This window comes from Halostella salina (genome assembly GCF_003675855.1).
GTDB classification, from domain to species: Archaea; Halobacteriota; Halobacteria; order Halobacteriales; family Natronoarchaeaceae; genus Halostella; species Halostella salina.
In genome coordinates this window covers 1-19388 of record NZ_RCIH01000012.1, presented here as the reverse complement: position 1 = coordinate 19388, position 19388 = coordinate 1, and the positions used below count along the sequence as shown (strand labels likewise).

Genomic DNA, 19388 nt, shown 5'->3' with positions numbered 1-19388 from the left:
GCCTGTTGGTTTCAAGACGCATACGTTCCACGCGTCGTCTGCTGGGTTTCAGCATCGGCGTGGCTGTCTTGTGGCCCGGTCAAAGAGGCCCCATCCGTAGCCGAGTCATCGTCACCGGCCTTCTGCCGGGAAGCCCGGTCGCTTTGGTGGTGACTCTCTCCACTACGGTAGCGGTCTGCAATGTTTATCGCCCCGTTCACGTCGGCCTGATACTCACCGACCCAACAACCGTCGTTCGAGCATCTGAACGTCGCCTGTCGTGGTCGGGAGCCGTGTTCACCGCAGGTGTGGCACGCTTTCGATGTGTTCCGGGGATTCACCGTCTCGACGGGAATCCCCTTCTCGGCGGCTTTGTAGCGAATCTGTGCGTGGAGTTTCGCAAAGCCCCACCCGTGCAACCGTCGGTTCATGTACGCGCCGCAGTCCATGTTCTCACGGATGTACGTCAGGTCTTCCAGCACCAGCACTGGGTTCTCGACAGACCCGGCGTACTCCACGACCTCACGGGTCACACGGTGAAACACGTCGTCAATCTGGTCCCACAGCGATTCACCGTAGGACTCTGCGATTCGCTCACTGCCACGCTGCTGAAGGCGTCTCTTGGCGGTGGAGTAGGTTTTACGGAGCCGACGAACGGCCTTGCCGTCGTCGGCCCATAGTTGGGGGCGAACCGGAGAACCGTGCTCGTCGCGGTGACACACCGTAACGAGACTCGCTTCTCCAATGTCCACGCCTATCGGCGTCCGCTCGTCGGAGGATGCTTCAGATTCGTCCTCCACGTTGCGGGTAGCGGTGACGTGGAGATACCACGTTTCGTCTCGCTCGAACAGCCGACTTTCACCCATTTCGGCGTCGTCTACGTACACCGCTTCGAGCCACTCCCGCTGTTCGGGATTAGCGCGTGCCGGTATCCAGAGGTGGTAATCCTCGTGGTGTGGGATTTTGATGTACCACTCGATAGCGTTCTGTGGCTGGTGGTCAAGTTGCAGTCCCTCGTTGGTGAACCGCACCGGGTGGTCGTCGTGAAGTTCGTCAGCGTCGTAGCTGTTGTGAAGTTGTGGAACGTACTTCTTGAGGGCGTTTTTGGCGTAGCCGCTCAGGTCATACTCAATAACCACGTCGTTGGCCGCTGACTGTGTCTCACAGCCAGCGTTGAAGGCGGCCCGAAGCGCCTGGTGATATGCGTCCCGCGTTTCACGAAGTTTCTGTCGCTTGTGGACGTTCGGGTCCACAAGCTTCAGCTCGAGGGTTTTTGTGACCACTCCCATCGTCGCCGTATTCCACGTTTTAGTTGTGAGAGGCATATACCTCAGCCATCCAGAGTGGAAGTTAAACTGTGGGAAATCCCCACTGCAATAGAATAGTGGATTGTCACACTATGTTGTCCGCTCGACCCCCGCCTGTTCGCTCCTCGGTTCCGATAGAGTGTCGGAACCTCGTCACTCACGGAAAGGCGGGGGTATGCGCTCGTATCTCTATCATGAGTTCGATTGGTGAGACCGGAAACCGGGAAACGGCCCCAGTTCGCTTTTTGAACACCATCGGAGAGGATCACCCATGCTCCGACATGATGTCCTGTCGCACGAGATGGTCCCCGAGCGTGATCTTGTCGTTCACCGGGCGGACGAACTCACGCAGATTACCAACGCGCTCGCACCCGCTCTCGATGGGCGAACGCCACCGAACCTGTTCCTGTTCGGCCCGAGTGGGGTCGGCAAGACAATGGCCGCACGCATCGCAGTCAGGGAACTCAAGCAGGAAGCTGACATCGGTGACGCGTACGTCAACTGCTGGGAAACGTACGAACGTACGGGGCTCCAGTACAGTGTCGCCACCCAACTGCTCCACGGAGCCGCGATCCACCGCCAGTCAACGCCCCGGAGCGAGTGGCTGACAACCGTTCGCGAGAAGGTGGACCACCCGTGTCTCGTCATCCTCGACGAAGTCGACCAGCTGGAGGACAAGCGCGTCCTCTACGATCTTCAGGAGTTGCCTGCGGTGTCGCTCGTCTGTATCGCGAATCAGGCCGAAGGGCTGTTCGCGGGAATGGATTCGAGAACGCGGTCACGCGTGGGCATCGGCCACCGTATCGAGCTCGACAGCTACAGCGTGACCCAGCTGGCGTCGATTCTGCGGAAGCGCATCGACCAGCTGCAGCTGGGCCATGCAGTGTCCGAACGCCAGCTCGAACGCGTGGGAAGGGTTGCGGATGGTGATGCCCGAATCGCTATCTCCATGCTCCGGATCGTAGTTGAGAACGCACGCGCCGAGAACGGCCCGGTTGAGATCACCGACGACATGATCGAGGCGGCTCTCGGCGAAGCACACAACGCGCTCCGGTCGGAACACATGGACCGGCTGACCGACTTCCAGTGGACGCTGTACGAAATCGTCAAGGCGAACGAACCCATCCCACCCCGGGACCTGTATGAGGAATACTGCGAGCGTGCGGAGAATCCGAAGACGGACCGCACGGTGCGAACGCATCTGGGGAAGCTTGTGCAGTACGATATTCTGGCTGAACGGGGCGCGAGTCAGACGAAGCGGTATCTAACGGCGTCGCTGGACTCGGACAGGTGAGTTCAGCATCAGAGGAAGTATCGCAGAACAAGCAGCTCGAGACATACTGCAGCAGCATCAACTAGCAAGTACCGTCGCCGGCGTCTGGTGCTATCGTTCTGCTGGTTTGAGAAATAAAAAGGCCTTATCGAAGGCGAACTCCACTGAGGTACAAGCCGCTGAGGACAAAGATGCTGCCGAGAGCAACATAGAGAATCATCGCAGTACTTGAGATACTGTAAACGGCAGGGAATGAAACACCAAATCCGATGAACACCAGTATGACCCCGAGTAGTTGCAAACCGACTGATGCCGGCACAATCCGTATCGGTCCGAAACTGCGAGCAGTGTGAACAGACGGTTCGTCTGAGGTCATTCGTGTTGGCCGTTCAGGGCACGAATGGATAGTCTCTCTGCTTATGCTGAGCGATAGGTGCTTTCCCTGTATCGACCACTGTCGGAAAACGACGGAGTCTCCGACACGTTCCAGCTATCCTTCGTTGAATCCTCTGTTAGATAGATGGGCGCACTTTTCGATCAGGCTGTGTTGACACTGTAACAACATCTTTAAGAAACTAATTTCGTGTATGTTGAAAAGCGATGCCCCCTGAATCACGGTAGTGTTCAGATTAGCTGATTCCATGCGAAGCTGAACGATTTGAGCCAGTCGTCAGCTGTGTCTGCGTCGGCATTGCTAAAACAGTTTGAAAACGAAGAGGTTCGTCGTTTTACTTCCCGAAAGACACGTTCGACACTGTTCCGATTTCCATGTTTTTCGTATCGGAAATCGAGGCCGTGTCGTGAACAGGCGTCTTTCAGCGAGAGTGAGCCATCGATGAGAAACACGGCGTCGTCAACGTCGTGTTTCTCGCGTAGCTTCCTGAAGAACGAGTGAGCGATCATTTTGTTTGTGGTTGGCTCAAGCGTTGTATGGAGTAATTCGTTGGTTTTGGGATCGACTGCGGCGTACAGCCAGTATTGCTCGTCATTAAGTCGGATCACGGTCTCGTCAACTGCGACGTGATCCGGGCTGTGTCCATCTTCGGGCTGTAGATCGGCTTTGTGAACCCAGTCGTGAACGGTTGAACGTGCCCGTTCGACATCAAATATATCAAGAACAGAAACAGTATTCGAAAGGGATAAGCCAGCGAGATGCAGCTGAATACTGAGCTTCATTAGCAGTCGTGGTGTCGCTTCTCGTTCAACAAACTCTAAGTTGATATCGTCTAAACACCCGTTGAGGCGGTCGTTTTCGGGCATAGAGCACTCAGAAAACGCACTGCCTCATCCTTCAGCCTTATCTGAACACCGCCGTCAGGTGGACCAGTATACTTATATCGTGATAGACTCGTTAATTGTCATCATGAGCCGTGCATCAGTAGAGTCATGTAACCGTGCTTTGCTTCAGGTCTGGCATGAGGATTGCTGGGGCATCGATGCTGCCGACAAAACAGCCGCAGAAATGCTCATGCACCGTGTTCACCGGATCTCCGACGGTACTGCAAAAGGGCACTTTACGGTATTCGACAAGAAAACGGACGAAATTGAGTCGTTCATAGATTCCGTCGAACAGTCACCGTACACTCAATCAGTGAATATTCTACCGAGCCAGCAACTGGAATACGAGTCGCTGTTTGGGATCCCTTCGACGGATATCATCGTTGATTACGACACAGGCCACAGCGTCGGAGACGCGTTGATATCAGAGGGATTCATCAATCATAGTCCTGTTCACGTACAGGGAACCGGCGAACGATGGCCAGTATTTATTGAAGAATCCAGAGACGAAATCGAAGCCCGGTTGGATAGGATCCGTGACCAGGTTGATGCTGAGATCACCGTCAACCAGATCATTTCCGGTAACCAACAGTTGAGCCACGGCCCTTTACCGATCCAGTATAATCTTTCTCCGAAACAACAGGAAGTAGTCAGCTTTGCACGGCAAGCCGGATATTACGAATGGCCGCGTGAGACGACGGTCCGAGATATGTGTTCGGAGTTTTCTGTGTCGAAGACGACTTTTCTAGAGCATCTTCGAAAAGCTGAGTCAAAAATAATGGATCCCTGATAGTGTGAAGGTACTGAATTTCCAGAGAGAGGTTCCGCCTGACCCGCTAAGGATCGCTACGTCTCGAATCGGACCGTTTCGGTACTCACAGCAGAATCCGGGCCCTCGGCAAAGACTTTCTCAACGCTTCGCGGGATTCCTCGATCTTCATCGACGAGTCCCAGAGCCAGGTAATAGGCGTGAAGTTCCGGGAATGAGTCGACGTAGCCGGAGAGCGTAAACCGGATCCGTGTTTCGCTTTCGATCCATGATAGCGGAATATAGCCCGTATTCGATGTAATCTGCCGACCAGTATCGGACCCAAAGACTTCGATCTGAATACCACCTTCAGTTTCGACATTTGCTTGAGTTCTTATGTACAGTTTCGAGTTGAGCTCGTTCTGCTCTTGATGGTCGGTTGAATTGTGGTCCGCGAGCAGAATCACGAGCCGAGTTGTAAACGATCCAGTATGGAGATGGAGTGCTTCCTCAGCGAAGTCGAGAGCCCGCTCAGGTTCCCCAGCGAGATAATTTGCCCACGCTGCAAGAACTCGTGACGTAACCTTGTCGTCAGTCGTCGTGCCCTTCCCGATAGCAGTTGTGAACCGTTCAGCAGCGGACTCTGGATCGGCTGCATTCAACGAATCGACGCCTTGTTTGATCTCCCGACGAACGTCCGGAGAGAGCTCGAGAGCTTCTATACCCACTGGGTCACCGCTCTGGATAACGCGATAAAGCCATGCTTCACGCTGATCGAATTCGATCGTAACCGTATGTTCCACGGTTAGCTTCACATCGTTTTGGATCAGCGCTTGCGAGACTTCAGCGATACTAGTATCAACTATATCGTCTACCTCCGCCTGTTGTTGGTCCGCCTGTACCTCTCGGAGTGCCGTCTTGAATTGGTCACGTTGGTCAGGCCTAAGTGCTGTCTCATAGGCCTCCGAGATGACGGTCCGCGAGGTGTCGTCCGAGAGGAGCGCATTCTGATCTAGCGCTATATCGGCTACTGCATTAACGAGAATAGACCCCACTGAATCGTTGTAGGTGTATTCAGTACTCATCAGCAGTCACAGTCGTAGTCAGTTGCTGACCGTGCTTCAGCCCTTCGTCATGAAGATGACAGCTGACGGTCCGACTCTCACCGTCATCGAACTCCACCGGGACCGAATCTTCACAGACACTACTGTAGGATTGGTCCAGGAGTTCGGCCGGGTCGTCAGAGGAGAACAGTCCATCGAGTGCTTCGTTGAGTGTCCGTTCGACATCGGTCGGGAGCTCAATAGGATCGAATCCATCAACGTTTGTCCGAAGCACGTACTCTTCGAGAATGGCGTCCTTCACTTCGTCTTCTGAGGTAGTCCCAGCGCCGTCTCCTGTACCCGATTTGAACGCTTGGAGACGAACATCGCCGTTATCTAGCGCGGATTTGAGTCGGAGTACCCGTCGCCAGAGCTCCTGGCTGTGCGACCATTCGTCTGGGGGTATCACTTTCGGGCACCGGGGATGGAACTGACACCCGGAGGGTGGGTTTATCGGTGTCGGGACTTCCCCCTCAAGCGTGATGTTTTCGCGGTCCACGGAGGGATCCGGAATCGGGATACTCGAGACGAGAACCTCTGAATAAGGATGCATTGGATCCTCAAACAGGTCCTTCGTCTCCGCTCGTTCAACGATCTCACCCAAGTACATGACTGCAACACGGTCGCAGATCTGACGGATAATAGAGAGGTTGTGTGAGATGAACAGCATCGTGAGCCCCATTTCATCCTGCAGTTCCTTGAGAAGATTCAGGATCTGCATCTGGACACTTACGTCAAGGGCCGATACCGGTTCGTCGGCCACAATGAGCTGTGGCTCTACCGCGAGCGACCGTGCGATCGAAATGCGCTGCCGTTGTCCGCCGCTGAACTCGTGTGGATACCGGTCGAGATGGTCGCTATCGAGACCGACCCGCTCGATGAGTTCTTTTGCACGCTGTTCACGGTCCTCGCTCGAGTCGCCGATGTCGTGCACCTGCATCGGTTCGACGACAGTCTCTCGAACAGTGTACCGTGGGTTGAGCGACGAGAAGGGGTCCTGAAACACCATCTGTACATCGCTCCTGAACGAGCGAAGCCTTCGGTCGCTGAATTCCGTGATGTCGTCACCCCTGTAGTAGACACTGCCGGCCGTAGGCTCAATGAGCCGCAACAGGGCTCGGGCAAGCGTACTCTTACCACAGCCGCTCTCGCCGACCAACCCGAGTGTTTCTCCCTCTTTGACTGCTAAGTCGATACCGTCGACTGCTTGCACGGTCTTTACCTCTTGATCAGGCCTCAAGCGGGTCAAAAGCCCGTCATTCTCGTAGAAATATTTCTGTAGCCCATCGAGTCGGAGTAGAGGAGCATCAGTCATTGTGGGTCCTCCCAAATACAGGCGCTGTAATGGTCATCCCCGACCTCTTGCATACGTGGATCGGTTTGTGTACACTCCTCAGTTGCATACTGACACCGTGGCGCGAAATTACAGCCTGCTGGCGGATCGGAGAGATCGGGTACGTCTCCTTCGATCGACGTTGGCGACACGTCCGTCTCCCGCGGGTCGGGAACGCAGTCGAGAAGTCCTTGCGTATAGGGGTGTCGCGGGTCGTGGAAGATGTCTTCGACATCTCCATATTCGACGATCCGACCAGCATACATGACGGCGACCCGGTCACACACCTGTGCGACCACACCGAGATTGTGCGTAACAAGGAGGACACCCATGTCCCGTTGCTCGTTGAGTTCTTCGATGAGATCGAGGGTCTGTGACTCGATCGTGACGTCAAGTGACGTCGTCGGCTCGTCCGCGATGAGTAGATCCGGTTCACAGGCGAGTGCCATCGCGATCATCGCTCGCTGGGCCATTCCACCGCTGAACTGATGGGGATACGAATCAACCCTGTCCTCTGCGCTCGGAATTCCGACTTTCTTCATCAGTTCCAGCGCGCGCTCCCGGGAGGCGGCCTCACTCATGTCCTCGTGAACGCGAAGTGGTTCTCCGACCTGCCACCCGATGTCGAAGACCGGATTAAGAGCCGACATCGGTTCCTGGAATATCATCGAGATATTGTTGCCCCGGATATTCCGGAGCTCTTCCGTCGATGCGCTCACGAGATCCATTCCGTTGAATTTGACCTCACCTCCGTGAACGTATCCCGGCGATTCGAGGAGTTGCATTATCGAGAGGGAAGTGGCACTCTTTCCACACCCGCTTTCCCCGACAATGCCGAGGATTTCGCCCTCCTCGATCTCGAGTGAGACGCCGTCAACTGCCCGAACCGGCCCCTCGTCCGTATCGAACCTAGCTTCGAGGCCACGGACCGACAGCAACGCGTCTTCGTTTTGCGTGACGCGGTCGGCCTCGGACTGAGTCGTGTTATCTCCCGTTGACGCCATCAGGCACCACCTCCAGTTTCGGTCTCCGACCGCGGATCGAATTCGTCCTGTAGGCCATCACCGAGTATGTTGAATGCAAGTACCGTTATCATGATTGCGATACCCGGGAACACTGATATCCACCATTCACCGGGTAAATACTGTCTTCCGCTTGCGATCATCATTCCCCAGGTGGGTCGGGGGGGCTGAACCCCAAGCCCGAGGAACGACAGCGATGCTTCCAGGATGATCGCCGTTGCCACGTGATACGTCCCCTGGACAATAACAGGGGTGAAGGAGTTCGGCAGGACATGTTTGACCAGGATCGAGACCTTTCCGAGCCCCGTGTTTTTCGCCGCCTCGACGTACTCCTCCTCCTTCACCGAGAGTACACTTCCGCGAATGATACGGGCGTACTGCGGCGAGTACACGATTGCGACGACCGCAATTACGTTGACGATACCGGCCCCGATCGCTCCGACAATCGCCAGCCCCAACACTAATGCCGGGATCGAGATGATGACGTCCATGAATCGCATGATAACTTCGTCAGTCCAGCCCCCAACGTAACCCGCGATGCTCCCGAGCGGGACACCGATGAGGATCGCCATCCCAACGGCGATGACTCCCACTGCGAGCGAGGCTCGTGTTCCGAAGATGAGTCGGGAGAGAATGTCCCGGCCCAGCAGGTCCGCTCCGAGTGGATGTGCGACTGACGGCCCCTGAAGTGATGCGTCATAGTGGAGTGCCGCGGGGTCGTAGGGTGCCAGTATCGGCGCGAAGATTGCGGTGTTGACGATTGCAAACACTATCCAGAACGAAATTCTCGCGCTGGTGTCCAACTGGTAATACGTCTGTCTGAACTGGCTGTAACGCTCCCGAATCGGTTCGGATATCGTCGTTCTATCGATAGTAGTGCTGGACATGTTAATCGTACTTTATTCGTGGGTCGAGGTACGCGTACAGGAGGTCCACGATGAGATTCGCTATGACGAAGATCGTCGCGATGAACAGGATGATTCCCTGGATCAACGGCAGGTCCTTCGCGACAACTGCCTGATAAAGGAGGCGGCCTAGACCCGGCCACTGGAACACCTGTTCAACGACGACTGACCCGTTGAAGAGGAATCCGATCTGGATTCCCAGAACGGTCACGATCGGAATCAGTGCATTTCTGAACGCGTGTACCGATACGACAACCGTCTCTTTGACTCCTTTGGCGCGTGCTGTCTTGACGTACTCCTCGTTCAACACGTCAACCATCGTCGAACGCGTCATCCGGGCGGTCAAGGCAGCGTACCCAACTCCCAGCGTAATTCCGGGTGCAGCGGCGTACTGGATCCATTCGACGAGACTGTCGCCGGGTGCCACGTAACCACCTGCTGGTATCAATCCGAATCCGAACAGCTGTTGCCAGAATAACGCAAACACCAGGATGATCATGATCCCGAGCCAGAACGCCGGAACACTGATCCCGATGAACGCGAAGATCCGGCTGATGTGATCCACGTACGTATTCTTGTACACCGCACTCACGACACCGGATGGGACTGCGATGAACAACGCCACGAGGAAGGCGATCAGCGCTAACTGGGCTGTTGGCCAGATTCGGGACAGGATCAGATCGGTTACCGGTTGACCCAAATTGTACGAGTACCCGAGGTCACCTTGGATAGCGTTCGTGAGCCACGACCAGTACTGGACGTGAAGCGGTTCACCTAGCCCAAGCCGTGCTCGCACCTGTGCAACGTTCGCCGGAGTGCGGGCCTGCGTGGGAAGGATCGCGTTAACTGGGTCTCCCGGCGTCAGCTTGATCAGGAGAAACACCCCGATCGAAACGCCCAGTAAAACTGGAATCCCCAAGAGGACCCGCTTGATGAGATAGTTTACAAATTGGTTGTTACCAGACATTGGTGGTTGAGCCGTTGGTTTCTATTCGTTTACCACGCAGTCCATTCAGCCATCGACCCAGACTTCCTCAAGTCCGAGATACGCTGACGGCCACACCCGGTAGTTCCGAACGTTCGATCGATGTCCCTGAATGACGTTCGTCCAGAGCTGGAACAGCTTGGGCATATCATCTGTCACGATGTTTTGAACTTCGCTGTATAGCTCTTTCCGTTCATCCCGGCCGGTTACCGTTCTCGCTTCTTCGACGAGTTCGTCCACCTCCTCATTTGCGTAGTGGGTGTAATTGAACGCCGCGTCGGAGTGGAACGTGCTGTACGCGTAATCGTCCGCCGAGAAGCCCCAAGTGTAATCACCAATGAGGGAGTGCCAATCCGAGTTTGCCGGCCCACTGTTAATTGGTTCCCAAGCTGCTGTCTTCGAAACAGGCTCGACTGACATATCGATACCAACCTGCTGGAACTGCTGCTGGAGAATGGTTGCCACGTCGACGTACTTCGGCTGGTTCTCCGGTTCACACTTCAGTTCGAACCCGTCTCCATATCCAGCATCGGAGAGAAGGCTTTCGGCTTTGCCAACGTCGGAATCGTACGTAACGGCAGATTCATCGTCGTATGCCCAATGCCAAGATGGGAAGAGACCATCCGAAACCGTGGCGTGTCCGTCGAACTTCGTCTCGACGATGGCCTCACGGTTCATCGCGTGCATCATCGCCTTCCGAACCGACTTCTGTGAGGTGGGCTCGTAGTTCACGATATTGAGCCACTGGCTCATCCGGGCCGTGCTTGCCTTTTCACGGACCTCGACATCCGAGTTCTGAACCGAGCTGATCTGCGTTGCCGGAACGGACTCACTCACGTGTACGTCGCCGGACTTGATCTGAGTGTTTCGAACGCTGGCCTCAGGAATCGGCTTGTAGACAAGCCTGTCGACGTATGGAAGCTGGTTCCCCTCCTCGTCCGTCTTGAAATAGTTCGGGTTTCTGTCAAAGACGTATTCGGACCCCGATACAGACTCATCGGGATTGTATTTGAACGGGCCAGTTGACCAAACGCCGTTCGAGAGCGCACCGAAATCTCGCCCGTGTTCATCGACAGCTTCCATCGGCACGATGGTGAACCAGCCAAACGCCGACATCGACGCCTGCTTGACCAGGAACGGAGCGTACGGTTCCGCGAGTTCAAACGTTACTTCGTACTCTCCGGTCGCCTGCACCGTGTTCTGTGGATCGATATCCTCACCGACCAGTATACCCACGTAGTTCCCGCGTCCGTACGCGCCGTACTCCTCATCCAGGATACGGTGGTAGTTTTCAACTACGTCTTCGGCAGTGAGTTCGCGGTCGTACGGGTCCTGAAACATGACACCCTCACGGAGCGGAACCGTGTAGGTCATCCCGTCATCAGAGATTTCCGGCATCTCCGCCGCGATGTCGGGTTGGATCTCCCCGTTGCTGTCTACCTTGTAGAGGGAGTTCCCAAGGTTTTCGACCATCGTGATGTCGGTCGTTTTGGCGACCTTGTGGGGATGGAGAGTTTCGATGTCGGTCGTCATCGCCACGACGAGCTCACCGCCTCGTTGCTGCTGGGAGGGGGCTGACTTCGTCGCAGTTTCCGTATCTTCGCTCGTGTTACCTGAGTTACTCGAGGTGGTACAGCCTGCTAAAACGGATCCCGCTCCAGCGGTTACCGCTCCACCAGTAACTTTCAGGAACGATCGCCGTTGCAAAGCCTCACCCTTGCCAGTAGATGGCATAGCATAACAAGAATACTGATCCTATTTAGTATTTTCTAAATCCAGTACTTTCTTCCATACCAATGTGACTCAGAATCCCCTGGACCACCGTAGCTCTCGAACTGAAAATTTAACCACACCAAAACTTGGGTTGGGTCCTCACCGGACAGCGACAGAAGTCGGGCCGTTTACTCACCCCCTATCCGCGTCCACGTCTCGTCGAATAGCTCCGTGTCGTCCCGTGTGATCGTTGTTTGCATCTCCAGAATCGTCTCCGACAGTCGGTTCTCAGCGTGTATCTCCATAACTTCCTCGTCGTATTCCATCGTCATCGTCAGCTCGTTGACCGCGTTCCAGCTCGATGGATCGTCGCTCTCGACTGACGCCTCGTACGTGCCGGACTCATGGATGCGCACGTGCGGAAGGTTCAACGTGTTCTCGAAGTCCTTGGTCACTTTCCCAGTATTGGTCGTCCGCTCCCGGGCGGTTTCCCAAGAGACATCCGAGTGACCGTCCGTTTGCGGCGTTGGTGCTGGTGACGTGACAGGGTCGGCCATTTCGATCCGATCTGTGTCCCTTTGAGCCCCAACTGGTAGCTGGACATGTGATGGGTTATCGGGTGATGACCGAATGACGAACGAGCCATGTTCTCCAGTCGGTTTCGTGAAGGGGAAATACGACGCGGAGATCGCCACCCGGAGTTTGTGACCGGCATCGAAGACGTGTGACTTCGGATTCAACGGCACCTCGATTTCATATTCTCTCCCCTCCTCGAGCGGGTCTTCGGCGTCGAGGCCGTTCCTCCGTTTAGCACGAAGCGCTCCGACCGTAACGGTATGGGCAGTTCCGTCCGGGGCAACGTCGACGAGACGGACCGTCACTGTCGGATCCGCAGATGTCGACTGCAATCGAACTGTCGCCAACCCTGACCCCGTCAGTTTGATTGCATTCTCCAGTGGCTCCGTTTCGAAGCAGAGCGATCTGGCATCGTCGGCACTCGTGTCCTGCGTCGAAACGGGCGACCGATACGGAATCGTGGATTCGAGGCCGACTGTCTGGTCAAACTCGTACTCCGTTACGAGCGCCTCGCCTTCGTGGTTGGCAGTCGGCTCCACCCCATCAGCAGTCAGATCGAACTGTTGCATGCGGTAGCCATCTGGCATGCTGGATTGCGTAGGCCACTCTTCCAACGCTTCCCACTCGCCGTTTGATCCGGTTCCATCGAGTTCCGTCCACGTCTGGACAGTCGGTTGATCCAGAGGATCCGCTCCTTCCTCTTTCAGGAAGTAGTCAAACCAGTCCGCCACCTGCTCTCGGAAATTGATCGCCTCCTCGACGCCCCGGTGTGGCATCGTGTGACGCCACGGACCAAAGAGCAGTCGCTTCGGTGCATCGATCTGCTCGAAGTAGTCCACGGTATCCATCGCGTAGGGATCCCGGAATCCACCGACAGCGAACGTCGGTACGTCGATTTTATCGACCGAGATATCCTTATCCCCCCAGTACTCCTCGTTCTTTCGCTCGTGGTCGAAAAACTGGAACAGCCACGGCTTCCGCGTTCGGACGTGTTCGAGTCGTTTACCCCACGTATCTGCCCAGTCACCGTTTGCGTCTCGTCTACTCGGTGGTTTCACGTCCAGAATTTGCATCAACGCCAGCCAATCCATCCCGATCGTCAAGAGTTCGTGGAGCCCGCCGTACGTGTAGCTATTTCGATAGCCCATGTACGGAGTCTCGATCGGGACGATCGCCTCGAGAGCATCCGGTTGTCGTGCAGCCGCTGCAAGACTGGTTATTCCGCCATATGATTTCCCGTACATGCCGACCGACCCGGTTGTCCAGCTCTGGTCAGCCAACCACCGGATTATATCGGCCGCCTCATCCCCCTCTCTTGCCGCGACGAACATCTCGTCAATATCACCGGTTGCACCTCCTGTACCGACCATATCGGCTACGATAACCTCGTATCCACGGCTGGCAAGGTACTGGTTTATCGGGTCGTATGAACCATAGGTAATCCAATCATCCTTGTGATACGGTACGTACATCAACAAGGCCGGTGACGGCCCGTCGGTGTCAACTGGTTCGTACCGCGTCGCAGTTACCTGCTCAGAGCCAACTGGAATTTTGAGATCCGTATGTCGGCGGACCTCGGAGCGTACATTAGTATTTGTCATGCTGAAGATCGAACCCTTCTATACGCTTTCGCGTTACGAGCGGATGTTTCGAATACGTCTATTTAAAACTATTTGTCGGCCGGATTTTCAGCACAAGATACTCCACTACTACCGCAATGTTCGTGTTCGATATATCCGTACAAATACCGCTAAAACGATCTCCAGATTATCTTGTGGGGTATAAATACATATAATATATAGTAAATATAATAACTATACAGGAGATTTCGAGACTGCATTACAACCATATCACTGTAAAACACCACCAGAGACCTACATCTGATCTCCCCGTTCGGGAAATGAGAACAGTTAGGCGATCCCAGCTACCGGTCAAAGTGGTTGAACAAGGTACTCCTTCGGATATTCGACGTATTCTGGGAGGATATCTCTGGGCTATTCACCGACCTGGTTCCATGGTCAAAGTAACAGTGAAGCGGAAGCTTGAGATCAAGAACTCAGTGTTCCCAAATATCGAATATCGTATTCGGGTCATCCTGCGACAATTCTAATCTGTGACCCAGAATGGCTGCACTCACGACTATACCGACGGAATTTGGGTGCGATCATCAGTTTAGTGGAAACGTTTATACTAACAGGAAAAATAGCCAGCATTGCGAACATGACAGACACCACTACGATACCAGCGGAATCTTCAGCCAGTAGCAACGAGATCTCGCTTGTGGATGCAGACATCCACCAGCGCTGGGCAGATGACGAGGAGATAACTCAATATCTACCACCGCGGTACAAGGACGACGGGATCGTTGCCCCAACGCTCCTGTATCGGAACCCTGGCGGTTTCTTTCGGCAAGAGGACGTTGCGGACGACGGAACGAAACCCGGTACAGATCTAGAGAAGTTAGCAAGCACGCATCTCGACGAGAACAACATCGATTACGGAATGCTGACGGGGAATTCATGGTTCAATTTAGCCGCACTTCCGAACCGGGACTACGCCGTCGAACTCGCACGTGCGTACAATGAATGGCTTGTCAACGACTGCCTCCCGGTCGACGATCGGTTCCTTGGCTCGCTATACGTGGCACCGAAAGCACCGGAGGAATCCGCGGAACTCATTCGGGAGTACGGTGACAATCCGCAGATCCGTCAAGTGATGATTCCGGGTGGAGCTGAGGTCCCTTATGGTCGGCCTCAGTACTGGCCTATGTACGAAGCTGCCGAAGAAATGAATCTCGCGATAGCGGTACATCCGTTTTCAGAAGGACATGGGACCAGTAACGCTCCCACTGGCGCAGGACATCCGAACTCCTACATCGAGTGGCATACTCTTCTCGGCGCATACTATATGGGTCAGCTAGCGAGTATCGTAACTGAAGGCGTCTTCGTTGAGTACCCGGATCTCCGCTGGGCGTTCATCGAAGGGGGCTACGGATGGCTTCCGCACTTCATGTGGCGACTTGACAAAAACTGGAAAGGGCTTCGTTCCCAAGCACCCTGGCTTGAGCAGCGTCCCAGTCAGTACATCCGCGATAACGTTTGGTTCGCGAGCCAACCGATTGAGGAACCCGAAACGCCGGAACAGCACAACCAGATTCTGGATATGATGCACGCCGACGAGATGCTCGTTTTCGCCAGCGATTACCCTCACTGGGACGGAGATGATCCCACCTGGGGGCTACCACCGATGGAAGATTCGGTCGAACGTGCTGTTCGATATGAAAACGCGATGGAACTCTGGGACCTACCACGCAACCAATGACTGAGAAGCGATTCGAGATCTGTCCGACTTCCGAACTCCCCCCGGGAGACCGTGTCATCACGACACTCGATGGAATCTCAATAGGGGTGTTCAATATCGACGGAGAGTACCACGCCCTAAAAAACGACTGCCCCCATCAGCGTGCACCTCTCTGTGAGGGGAAACTGACAGGGACAACCGAATCAACTGCGCCCGGCCAGTACGAGTGGACAGCCGACGGCCAAATCGTGCAGTGTCCCTGGCACGGATGGGAGTTCGATGTTACGACGGGTGAGTCGGTGTTCAACCCACATTCGGTGAAAGCAAAAACGTTCCAGACAACGGTGGAATCCACTGGCGAGGCTCGTGGCGGTAGCTCTGCAGAGGCCGCTGGTGGCTCCCCCCCGTGTTCCAGCTGTGAGACCAGCGAAGTCGATGGTGAACCTCCAGTAGACACCTACGATGTCGAAGTCGAACACGACACTGTCGTCGTCTACCTGTAACGGGTGCTACTGCGCGAGGAGGACGACTGCACCAACCGCGAAGGCGATTCCGACGAAATTGGTCCCACTGAGTGTATCTCCCAGAAAGATCATCCCGAGGATCGCTGTTCCAACGATGTACATGCCGCTGATGCTTGTGACGACTGTCGCGGATCCGGTGTCAAGAGCTATATAATAGGCTAGCGTGCCGGCTCCGATCAGGACACCGGCGAGTAACGAGAACCCGATTCCACGCGGTTCTACCTCCATTGGCGTGTTGCTTGCGAAGAAGTACCCAGACACAATCAGTATACTGCTCACGTAAGTGAATATAACACTCTGTTCTGGCGGGATCACGTCCGTAGCGAGCTTCGCGAAGAACGCCCAACCTGCGTAGAGTGCCATTGCCGAAACTGCGTACACGAGGTAGTTACCCATCGATCTACACCTATGAAGTGCGCTGATTTAAAATTGGCTTCGAACATAGATGTCATCCATACGTAACTCTTGACCATATTTAACCGCAATACTCAATTGACTCCATGAGTACTGTTATACTGCCTTATGGCTGACAAGACCGTCGTGCTAGGCGGATCGGGAGCGATGACCTCGTCCTGCGTTTACGATCTGCACAAGCACAGCGAATTCGAGGAAATAGTCGTGGCCGATGCTGATGACACGAACGCCAAGCGGTTATTAGAACTCATCGACGATGATCGGTTCTCGTTCGAACCAGTCGACGCAACCGATGCAGAGGACATCGAACGTATCCTTGCTGATGCCGACTATCTGGTGAACGGACTCCCATATCAATTCGAGAAGAATGTTCTCACTGCTATCGAATCGGTCGGTGGTATTACCGGGGTTGATCTGAACGCATTCGACTTCGACCAGGTACTTGGGCAGTCGGAGACGCTCGCTGACACCGGGAACTCACTCTGGTTCGCAAACGGGGGTCTCGTAAGTACAATCGCCCTTGGTATGCTCGCCTGTGATCACTTCGACAATGTTGACACTGTCAACTTCTACTGGGGGATGTGGCGTTTACTCACACAGACGACGCCTGGACTCACTGATACCGTTACGTATGAACATGATCCGAACGTCGACGAACGAATCGTCTACGAGGATGGTGAAATCATCAAAGATTTCCCACCATTTGGCGAACCTCGTGACTTCGAGTTCCCTGAACCGATGGGGGAACAGGAGACGTATCTTATCACCCACACTGAACCCGTCACGTTTCCCAAAGCGCCGGTCGCCCGCGAAACGGACGTCAACCGCGTGGTGACTCGTGGCGTTTGGCATCCTGAATGGCGGCAGTACGAAGAGACGTTGCATGCAATGAACGCTTTCGATGCGGATCCGATCGAGATCAAGGGAGTCGAAGTGGATCCACTCGAGGTGTTCCAACAACAGATCAAAACAGAGGGGAGGGAGACGGAGTGGCGACCGCCAGAACAGCTATCACCGGAAACTCAGTGGACCCCACAGACGATCCTCTCGGTTGAGGTAACCGGGACGGTCGATGGGGCGGAAGACAAGGCAGTGTATCATTTCGAGCAACCGTTCCCATTCTTCGACGGGAACGATATCACGTTGATGCGGGAGTACGGTTGTTACGTCGGCGTACCCCTATCGGTAACTCTCCAACTGATGGCCGACGACGAAGTCGGTTCCGATGGCGTTTTTGTCACGGAGACGAGCGGACTTGATCCGAATCGGTACTTCGAAGCGATGGAATCACGGGGTTTCGAACTACGTCCTGAAACGCTACCAGCCGGAGCAATACCAGCGGGGGAGCAATAACGAATCAGTTCCTCCCGCTGTAGTTCAACTCCATGATATTTACTTTTGATAAGAGTTTGTTACTAAGAGATGATTTGACATCAGAGTCCGTCATATGTTGTTCTGGGCCGGTTATACTGATCCCCCCGAGTGGGGTATCATCTGGGGAAAGTATCGGTGCCGATATCGTCGCCATTCCCGGATGATATTCGCCATACTCGTAGCTCACACCACGATTCCGAATCTGCTCAAGCTCGTTCAAAAGTTCCGCACGCGACGTGATGGTTTTCTCGGTGAATTTCTGGAGGCCGTGTCGTTCGATGATTGCATCGACCCGCTCCTCGGGTTGATGGGCCAAAATAGCCTTTCCCGAGCCCGAACAATGAATCGGAAACCGCATTCCTGGATTTGTCTCGTATTCGATATCTTCTCGGCTTTGAATGACCTCTAGAGCGACGACAGTGCCCTCTTCTTCGACAGCAAAGCTGACCATCTCGTTACTCAATTCCTGTGCTAACCGTCTGAGTTCCGGCCGAATAAGATCGTAGATGGAGACCCGATTTCGAACTTTACATCCCCGATCTAACCAGCGAAGACTTAAGCTGTAGTTCCCCCCGTCATTCACGATGTACTCCAGCTGTTCCAATGTACTGAGATAGTCATGAACTACACTTTTTGGGCGATCAAGTCGGTCAGCCACGGCAGTGACAGTCGCATCGTCGTGTTCATGGACATCGTTCAGTATCTCCTCCATCTTCAGGAGGGCTTTGATCGGTCGGTTTGCCTGTGGCCCCATGAATACGGTCTTTAGCTCATGTTATTGTAAAGGTTCGCATATATCGAACTGGGTCCTCGGACTATGATTACTGTGATCAAACAGTATTCTCACATCTTCGATATCCTTTCGAGGTCAACCTGTACACGCCTGGGCTGTTCGTAGTGACAAAACCAGTTTTGAACAAATGCATACAACATTTCTCGACCACAAATGGATGAGCATCAATCCGGGCTACAATCTGCTCTATTTCGATCGGCTCTGATCTGTACATGAGATCTAGAACACGCGCTTCCATCTGTTTCAATGACAGTTAATCAGCTCCCTGTGGATACAACCATACGCACTCGGTACAGCTTTCCACGCCACCAACATTCTGCGTCGGTGCGCCGCAGGCTGGGCAATTTCGGTCAAGTGCTATCATAACATCTTCTGCGTACTGAATGCGAGTATAACCGGCCCCGACCATGGAAGGGGCCGTTCGAGAACGAAGACAGCGCTTTCTATTCCTATATTAATTGATACTAAATATCATACACAAACTTGATACAAGTGCTTTCAGCAGTCACCGAGTAGTACCCAATCACTGTTCCTGCCCACTTCGTAGTAATACCCGCTCAGTCGTTAGGGGGAAAAACAGTGCGACTACGGCACGGATACGCTCCGCGATCCTCGCCGCTTAGTCGTCACTCGTTACGAAGGAGCGATCGCAGTTCGGACACGCCTACCGGCGGTCCTCCCCGCTCAATCGTCTCCTTCGGTCTTGATGTCCGCGGACAGCCCCTGTGCCATCTCGATCTCCTTCGAGTTGTTCAGGGTGA

Annotated in this window: 16 protein-coding genes; 5 read left to right on the top strand and 11 right to left on the bottom strand. The window is 54.5% G+C overall.

Going from position 1 to position 19388, the window contains the following annotated elements:
- Window positions 1-11: 11 nt before the first annotated feature.
- On the bottom strand, window positions 12-1268 hold the full coding sequence (locus tag D8896_RS18370) for an RNA-guided endonuclease InsQ/TnpB family protein (RefSeq protein WP_121823607.1): 1257 nt from the start codon (window positions 1266-1268) through the stop codon (window positions 12-14).
- Window positions 1269-1587: 319 nt separating this feature from the next.
- Here D8896_RS18370 and D8896_RS18365 point away from each other — a divergent pair, with 319 nt between their 5' ends.
- Window positions 1588-2580: a Cdc6/Cdc18 family protein gene (locus D8896_RS18365; protein WP_162991650.1), complete on the top strand. Its 993-nt coding sequence runs from the start codon at window positions 1588-1590 to the stop codon at window positions 2578-2580.
- A gap of 603 nt (window positions 2581-3183) precedes the next feature.
- On the opposite strand, the gene D8896_RS18360 is transcribed toward D8896_RS18365, so the two are convergent.
- Window positions 3184-3819 carry an IS6 family transposase gene (locus D8896_RS18360; protein WP_121823568.1) on the bottom strand — a complete coding sequence of 212 codons (636 nt, stop codon included), beginning with the start codon at window positions 3817-3819 and terminating at the stop codon, window positions 3184-3186.
- A gap of 103 nt (window positions 3820-3922) precedes the next feature.
- On the opposite strand from D8896_RS18360, the gene D8896_RS18355 reads away from it, so the two are divergent.
- Entirely contained in the window at window positions 3923-4627 is a 705-nt protein-coding gene (locus D8896_RS18355; protein ID WP_162991649.1) for a helix-turn-helix domain-containing protein, read from the top strand.
- Window positions 4628-4683: 56 nt separating this feature from the next.
- Here the strand turns inward: D8896_RS18355 and D8896_RS18350 are convergent, their stop codons facing one another.
- The 7 genes from D8896_RS18350 to D8896_RS18320 form a co-directional block, all read right to left on the bottom strand.
- The gene (locus D8896_RS18350) at window positions 4684-5670 is read right to left on the bottom strand and encodes a tetratricopeptide repeat protein (RefSeq protein ID WP_121823566.1); all 987 of its coding nucleotides are present in this window, start codon (window positions 5668-5670) and stop codon (window positions 4684-4686) included.
- A complete protein-coding gene (locus D8896_RS18345; RefSeq protein WP_121823565.1) occupies window positions 5660-7003 on the bottom strand; it encodes an ABC transporter ATP-binding protein in 1344 nt (447 codons plus the stop codon). The genes D8896_RS18350 and D8896_RS18345 overlap by 11 nt, the downstream gene beginning before the upstream one ends.
- Window positions 7000-8025: an ABC transporter ATP-binding protein gene (locus D8896_RS18340; protein WP_121823564.1), complete on the bottom strand. Its 1026-nt coding sequence runs from the start codon at window positions 8023-8025 to the stop codon at window positions 7000-7002. Before D8896_RS18340 ends, D8896_RS18345 begins: the two co-directional genes overlap by 4 nt.
- Entirely contained in the window at window positions 8025-8930 is a 906-nt protein-coding gene (locus D8896_RS18335) for an ABC transporter permease (RefSeq protein ID WP_121823563.1), read from the bottom strand. Before D8896_RS18335 ends, D8896_RS18340 begins: the two co-directional genes overlap by 1 nt.
- 1 nt (window position 8931) lies before the next feature.
- Complete coding sequence (locus tag D8896_RS18330) at window positions 8932-9915, bottom strand: ABC transporter permease (RefSeq protein ID WP_121823562.1); 984 nt, start codon at window positions 9913-9915, stop codon at window positions 8932-8934.
- Window positions 9916-9960: 45 nt separating this feature from the next.
- Window positions 9961-11466 (bottom strand): ABC transporter substrate-binding protein, encoded by a 1506-nt coding sequence (locus D8896_RS18325; RefSeq protein WP_162991648.1) that lies wholly within the window; start codon window positions 11464-11466, stop codon window positions 9961-9963.
- 368 nt (window positions 11467-11834) lie between these two features.
- Window positions 11835-13823, bottom strand: coding sequence for a CocE/NonD family hydrolase (locus tag D8896_RS18320; RefSeq protein ID WP_121823560.1), 1989 nt, complete (start codon window positions 13821-13823; stop codon window positions 11835-11837).
- A 619-nt stretch (window positions 13824-14442) separates the two neighbouring features.
- On the opposite strand from D8896_RS18320, the gene D8896_RS18315 reads away from it, so the two are divergent.
- Entirely contained in the window at window positions 14443-15543 is a 1101-nt protein-coding gene (locus tag D8896_RS18315; protein ID WP_121823559.1) for an amidohydrolase family protein, read from the top strand.
- Complete coding sequence (locus D8896_RS18310; RefSeq protein ID WP_121823558.1) at window positions 15540-16025, top strand: Rieske (2Fe-2S) protein; 486 nt, start codon at window positions 15540-15542, stop codon at window positions 16023-16025. The genes D8896_RS18315 and D8896_RS18310 overlap by 4 nt, the downstream gene beginning before the upstream one ends.
- 6 nt (window positions 16026-16031) lie before the next feature.
- Here the strand turns inward: D8896_RS18310 and D8896_RS18305 are convergent, their stop codons facing one another.
- Window positions 16032-16442, bottom strand: a complete 411-nt coding sequence (locus D8896_RS18305; RefSeq protein WP_121823557.1) for an EamA family transporter — start codon at window positions 16440-16442, stop codon at window positions 16032-16034.
- Window positions 16443-16568: 126 nt separating this feature from the next.
- On the opposite strand from D8896_RS18305, the gene D8896_RS18300 reads away from it, so the two are divergent.
- Entirely contained in the window at window positions 16569-17813 is a 1245-nt protein-coding gene (locus D8896_RS18300) for a saccharopine dehydrogenase family protein (protein ID WP_121823556.1), read from the top strand.
- 4 nt (window positions 17814-17817) lie between these two features.
- Here D8896_RS18300 and D8896_RS18295 read toward each other — a convergent pair whose 3' ends face one another.
- Window positions 17818-18588, bottom strand: a complete 771-nt coding sequence (locus D8896_RS18295) for an IclR family transcriptional regulator (protein ID WP_121823555.1) — start codon at window positions 18586-18588, stop codon at window positions 17818-17820.
- Window positions 18589-19388: the final 800 nt, after the last annotated feature.

Coding starts and splice junctions, on each gene's coding strand:
- D8896_RS18370 (WP_121823607.1), bottom strand. CDS start 1,268: ATGGGAGTGGTCACAAAAACCCTCGAGCTGAAGCTTGTGGACCCGAAC.
- D8896_RS18365 (WP_162991650.1), top strand. CDS start 1,588: ATGGTCCCCGAGCGTGATCTTGTCGTTCACCGGGCGGACGAACTCACG.
- D8896_RS18360 (WP_121823568.1), bottom strand. CDS start 3,819: ATGCCCGAAAACGACCGCCTCAACGGGTGTTTAGACGATATCAACTTA.
- D8896_RS18355 (WP_162991649.1), top strand. CDS start 3,923: ATGAGCCGTGCATCAGTAGAGTCATGTAACCGTGCTTTGCTTCAGGTC.
- D8896_RS18350 (WP_121823566.1), bottom strand. CDS start 5,670: ATGAGTACTGAATACACCTACAACGATTCAGTGGGGTCTATTCTCGTT.
- D8896_RS18345 (WP_121823565.1), bottom strand. CDS start 7,003: ATGACTGATGCTCCTCTACTCCGACTCGATGGGCTACAGAAATATTTC.
- D8896_RS18340 (WP_121823564.1), bottom strand. CDS start 8,025: ATGGCGTCAACGGGAGATAACACGACTCAGTCCGAGGCCGACCGCGTC.
- D8896_RS18335 (WP_121823563.1), bottom strand. CDS start 8,930: ATGTCCAGCACTACTATCGATAGAACGACGATATCCGAACCGATTCGG.
- D8896_RS18330 (WP_121823562.1), bottom strand. CDS start 9,915: ATGTCTGGTAACAACCAATTTGTAAACTATCTCATCAAGCGGGTCCTC.
- D8896_RS18325 (WP_162991648.1), bottom strand. CDS start 11,466: ATGACGACCGACATCGAAACTCTCCATCCCCACAAGGTCGCCAAAACG.
- D8896_RS18320 (WP_121823560.1), bottom strand. CDS start 13,823: ATGACAAATACTAATGTACGCTCCGAGGTCCGCCGACATACGGATCTC.
- D8896_RS18315 (WP_121823559.1), top strand. CDS start 14,443: ATGACAGACACCACTACGATACCAGCGGAATCTTCAGCCAGTAGCAAC.
- D8896_RS18310 (WP_121823558.1), top strand. CDS start 15,540: ATGACTGAGAAGCGATTCGAGATCTGTCCGACTTCCGAACTCCCCCCG.
- D8896_RS18305 (WP_121823557.1), bottom strand. CDS start 16,442: ATGGGTAACTACCTCGTGTACGCAGTTTCGGCAATGGCACTCTACGCA.
- D8896_RS18300 (WP_121823556.1), top strand. CDS start 16,569: ATGGCTGACAAGACCGTCGTGCTAGGCGGATCGGGAGCGATGACCTCG.
- D8896_RS18295 (WP_121823555.1), bottom strand. CDS start 18,588: ATGGGGCCACAGGCAAACCGACCGATCAAAGCCCTCCTGAAGATGGAG.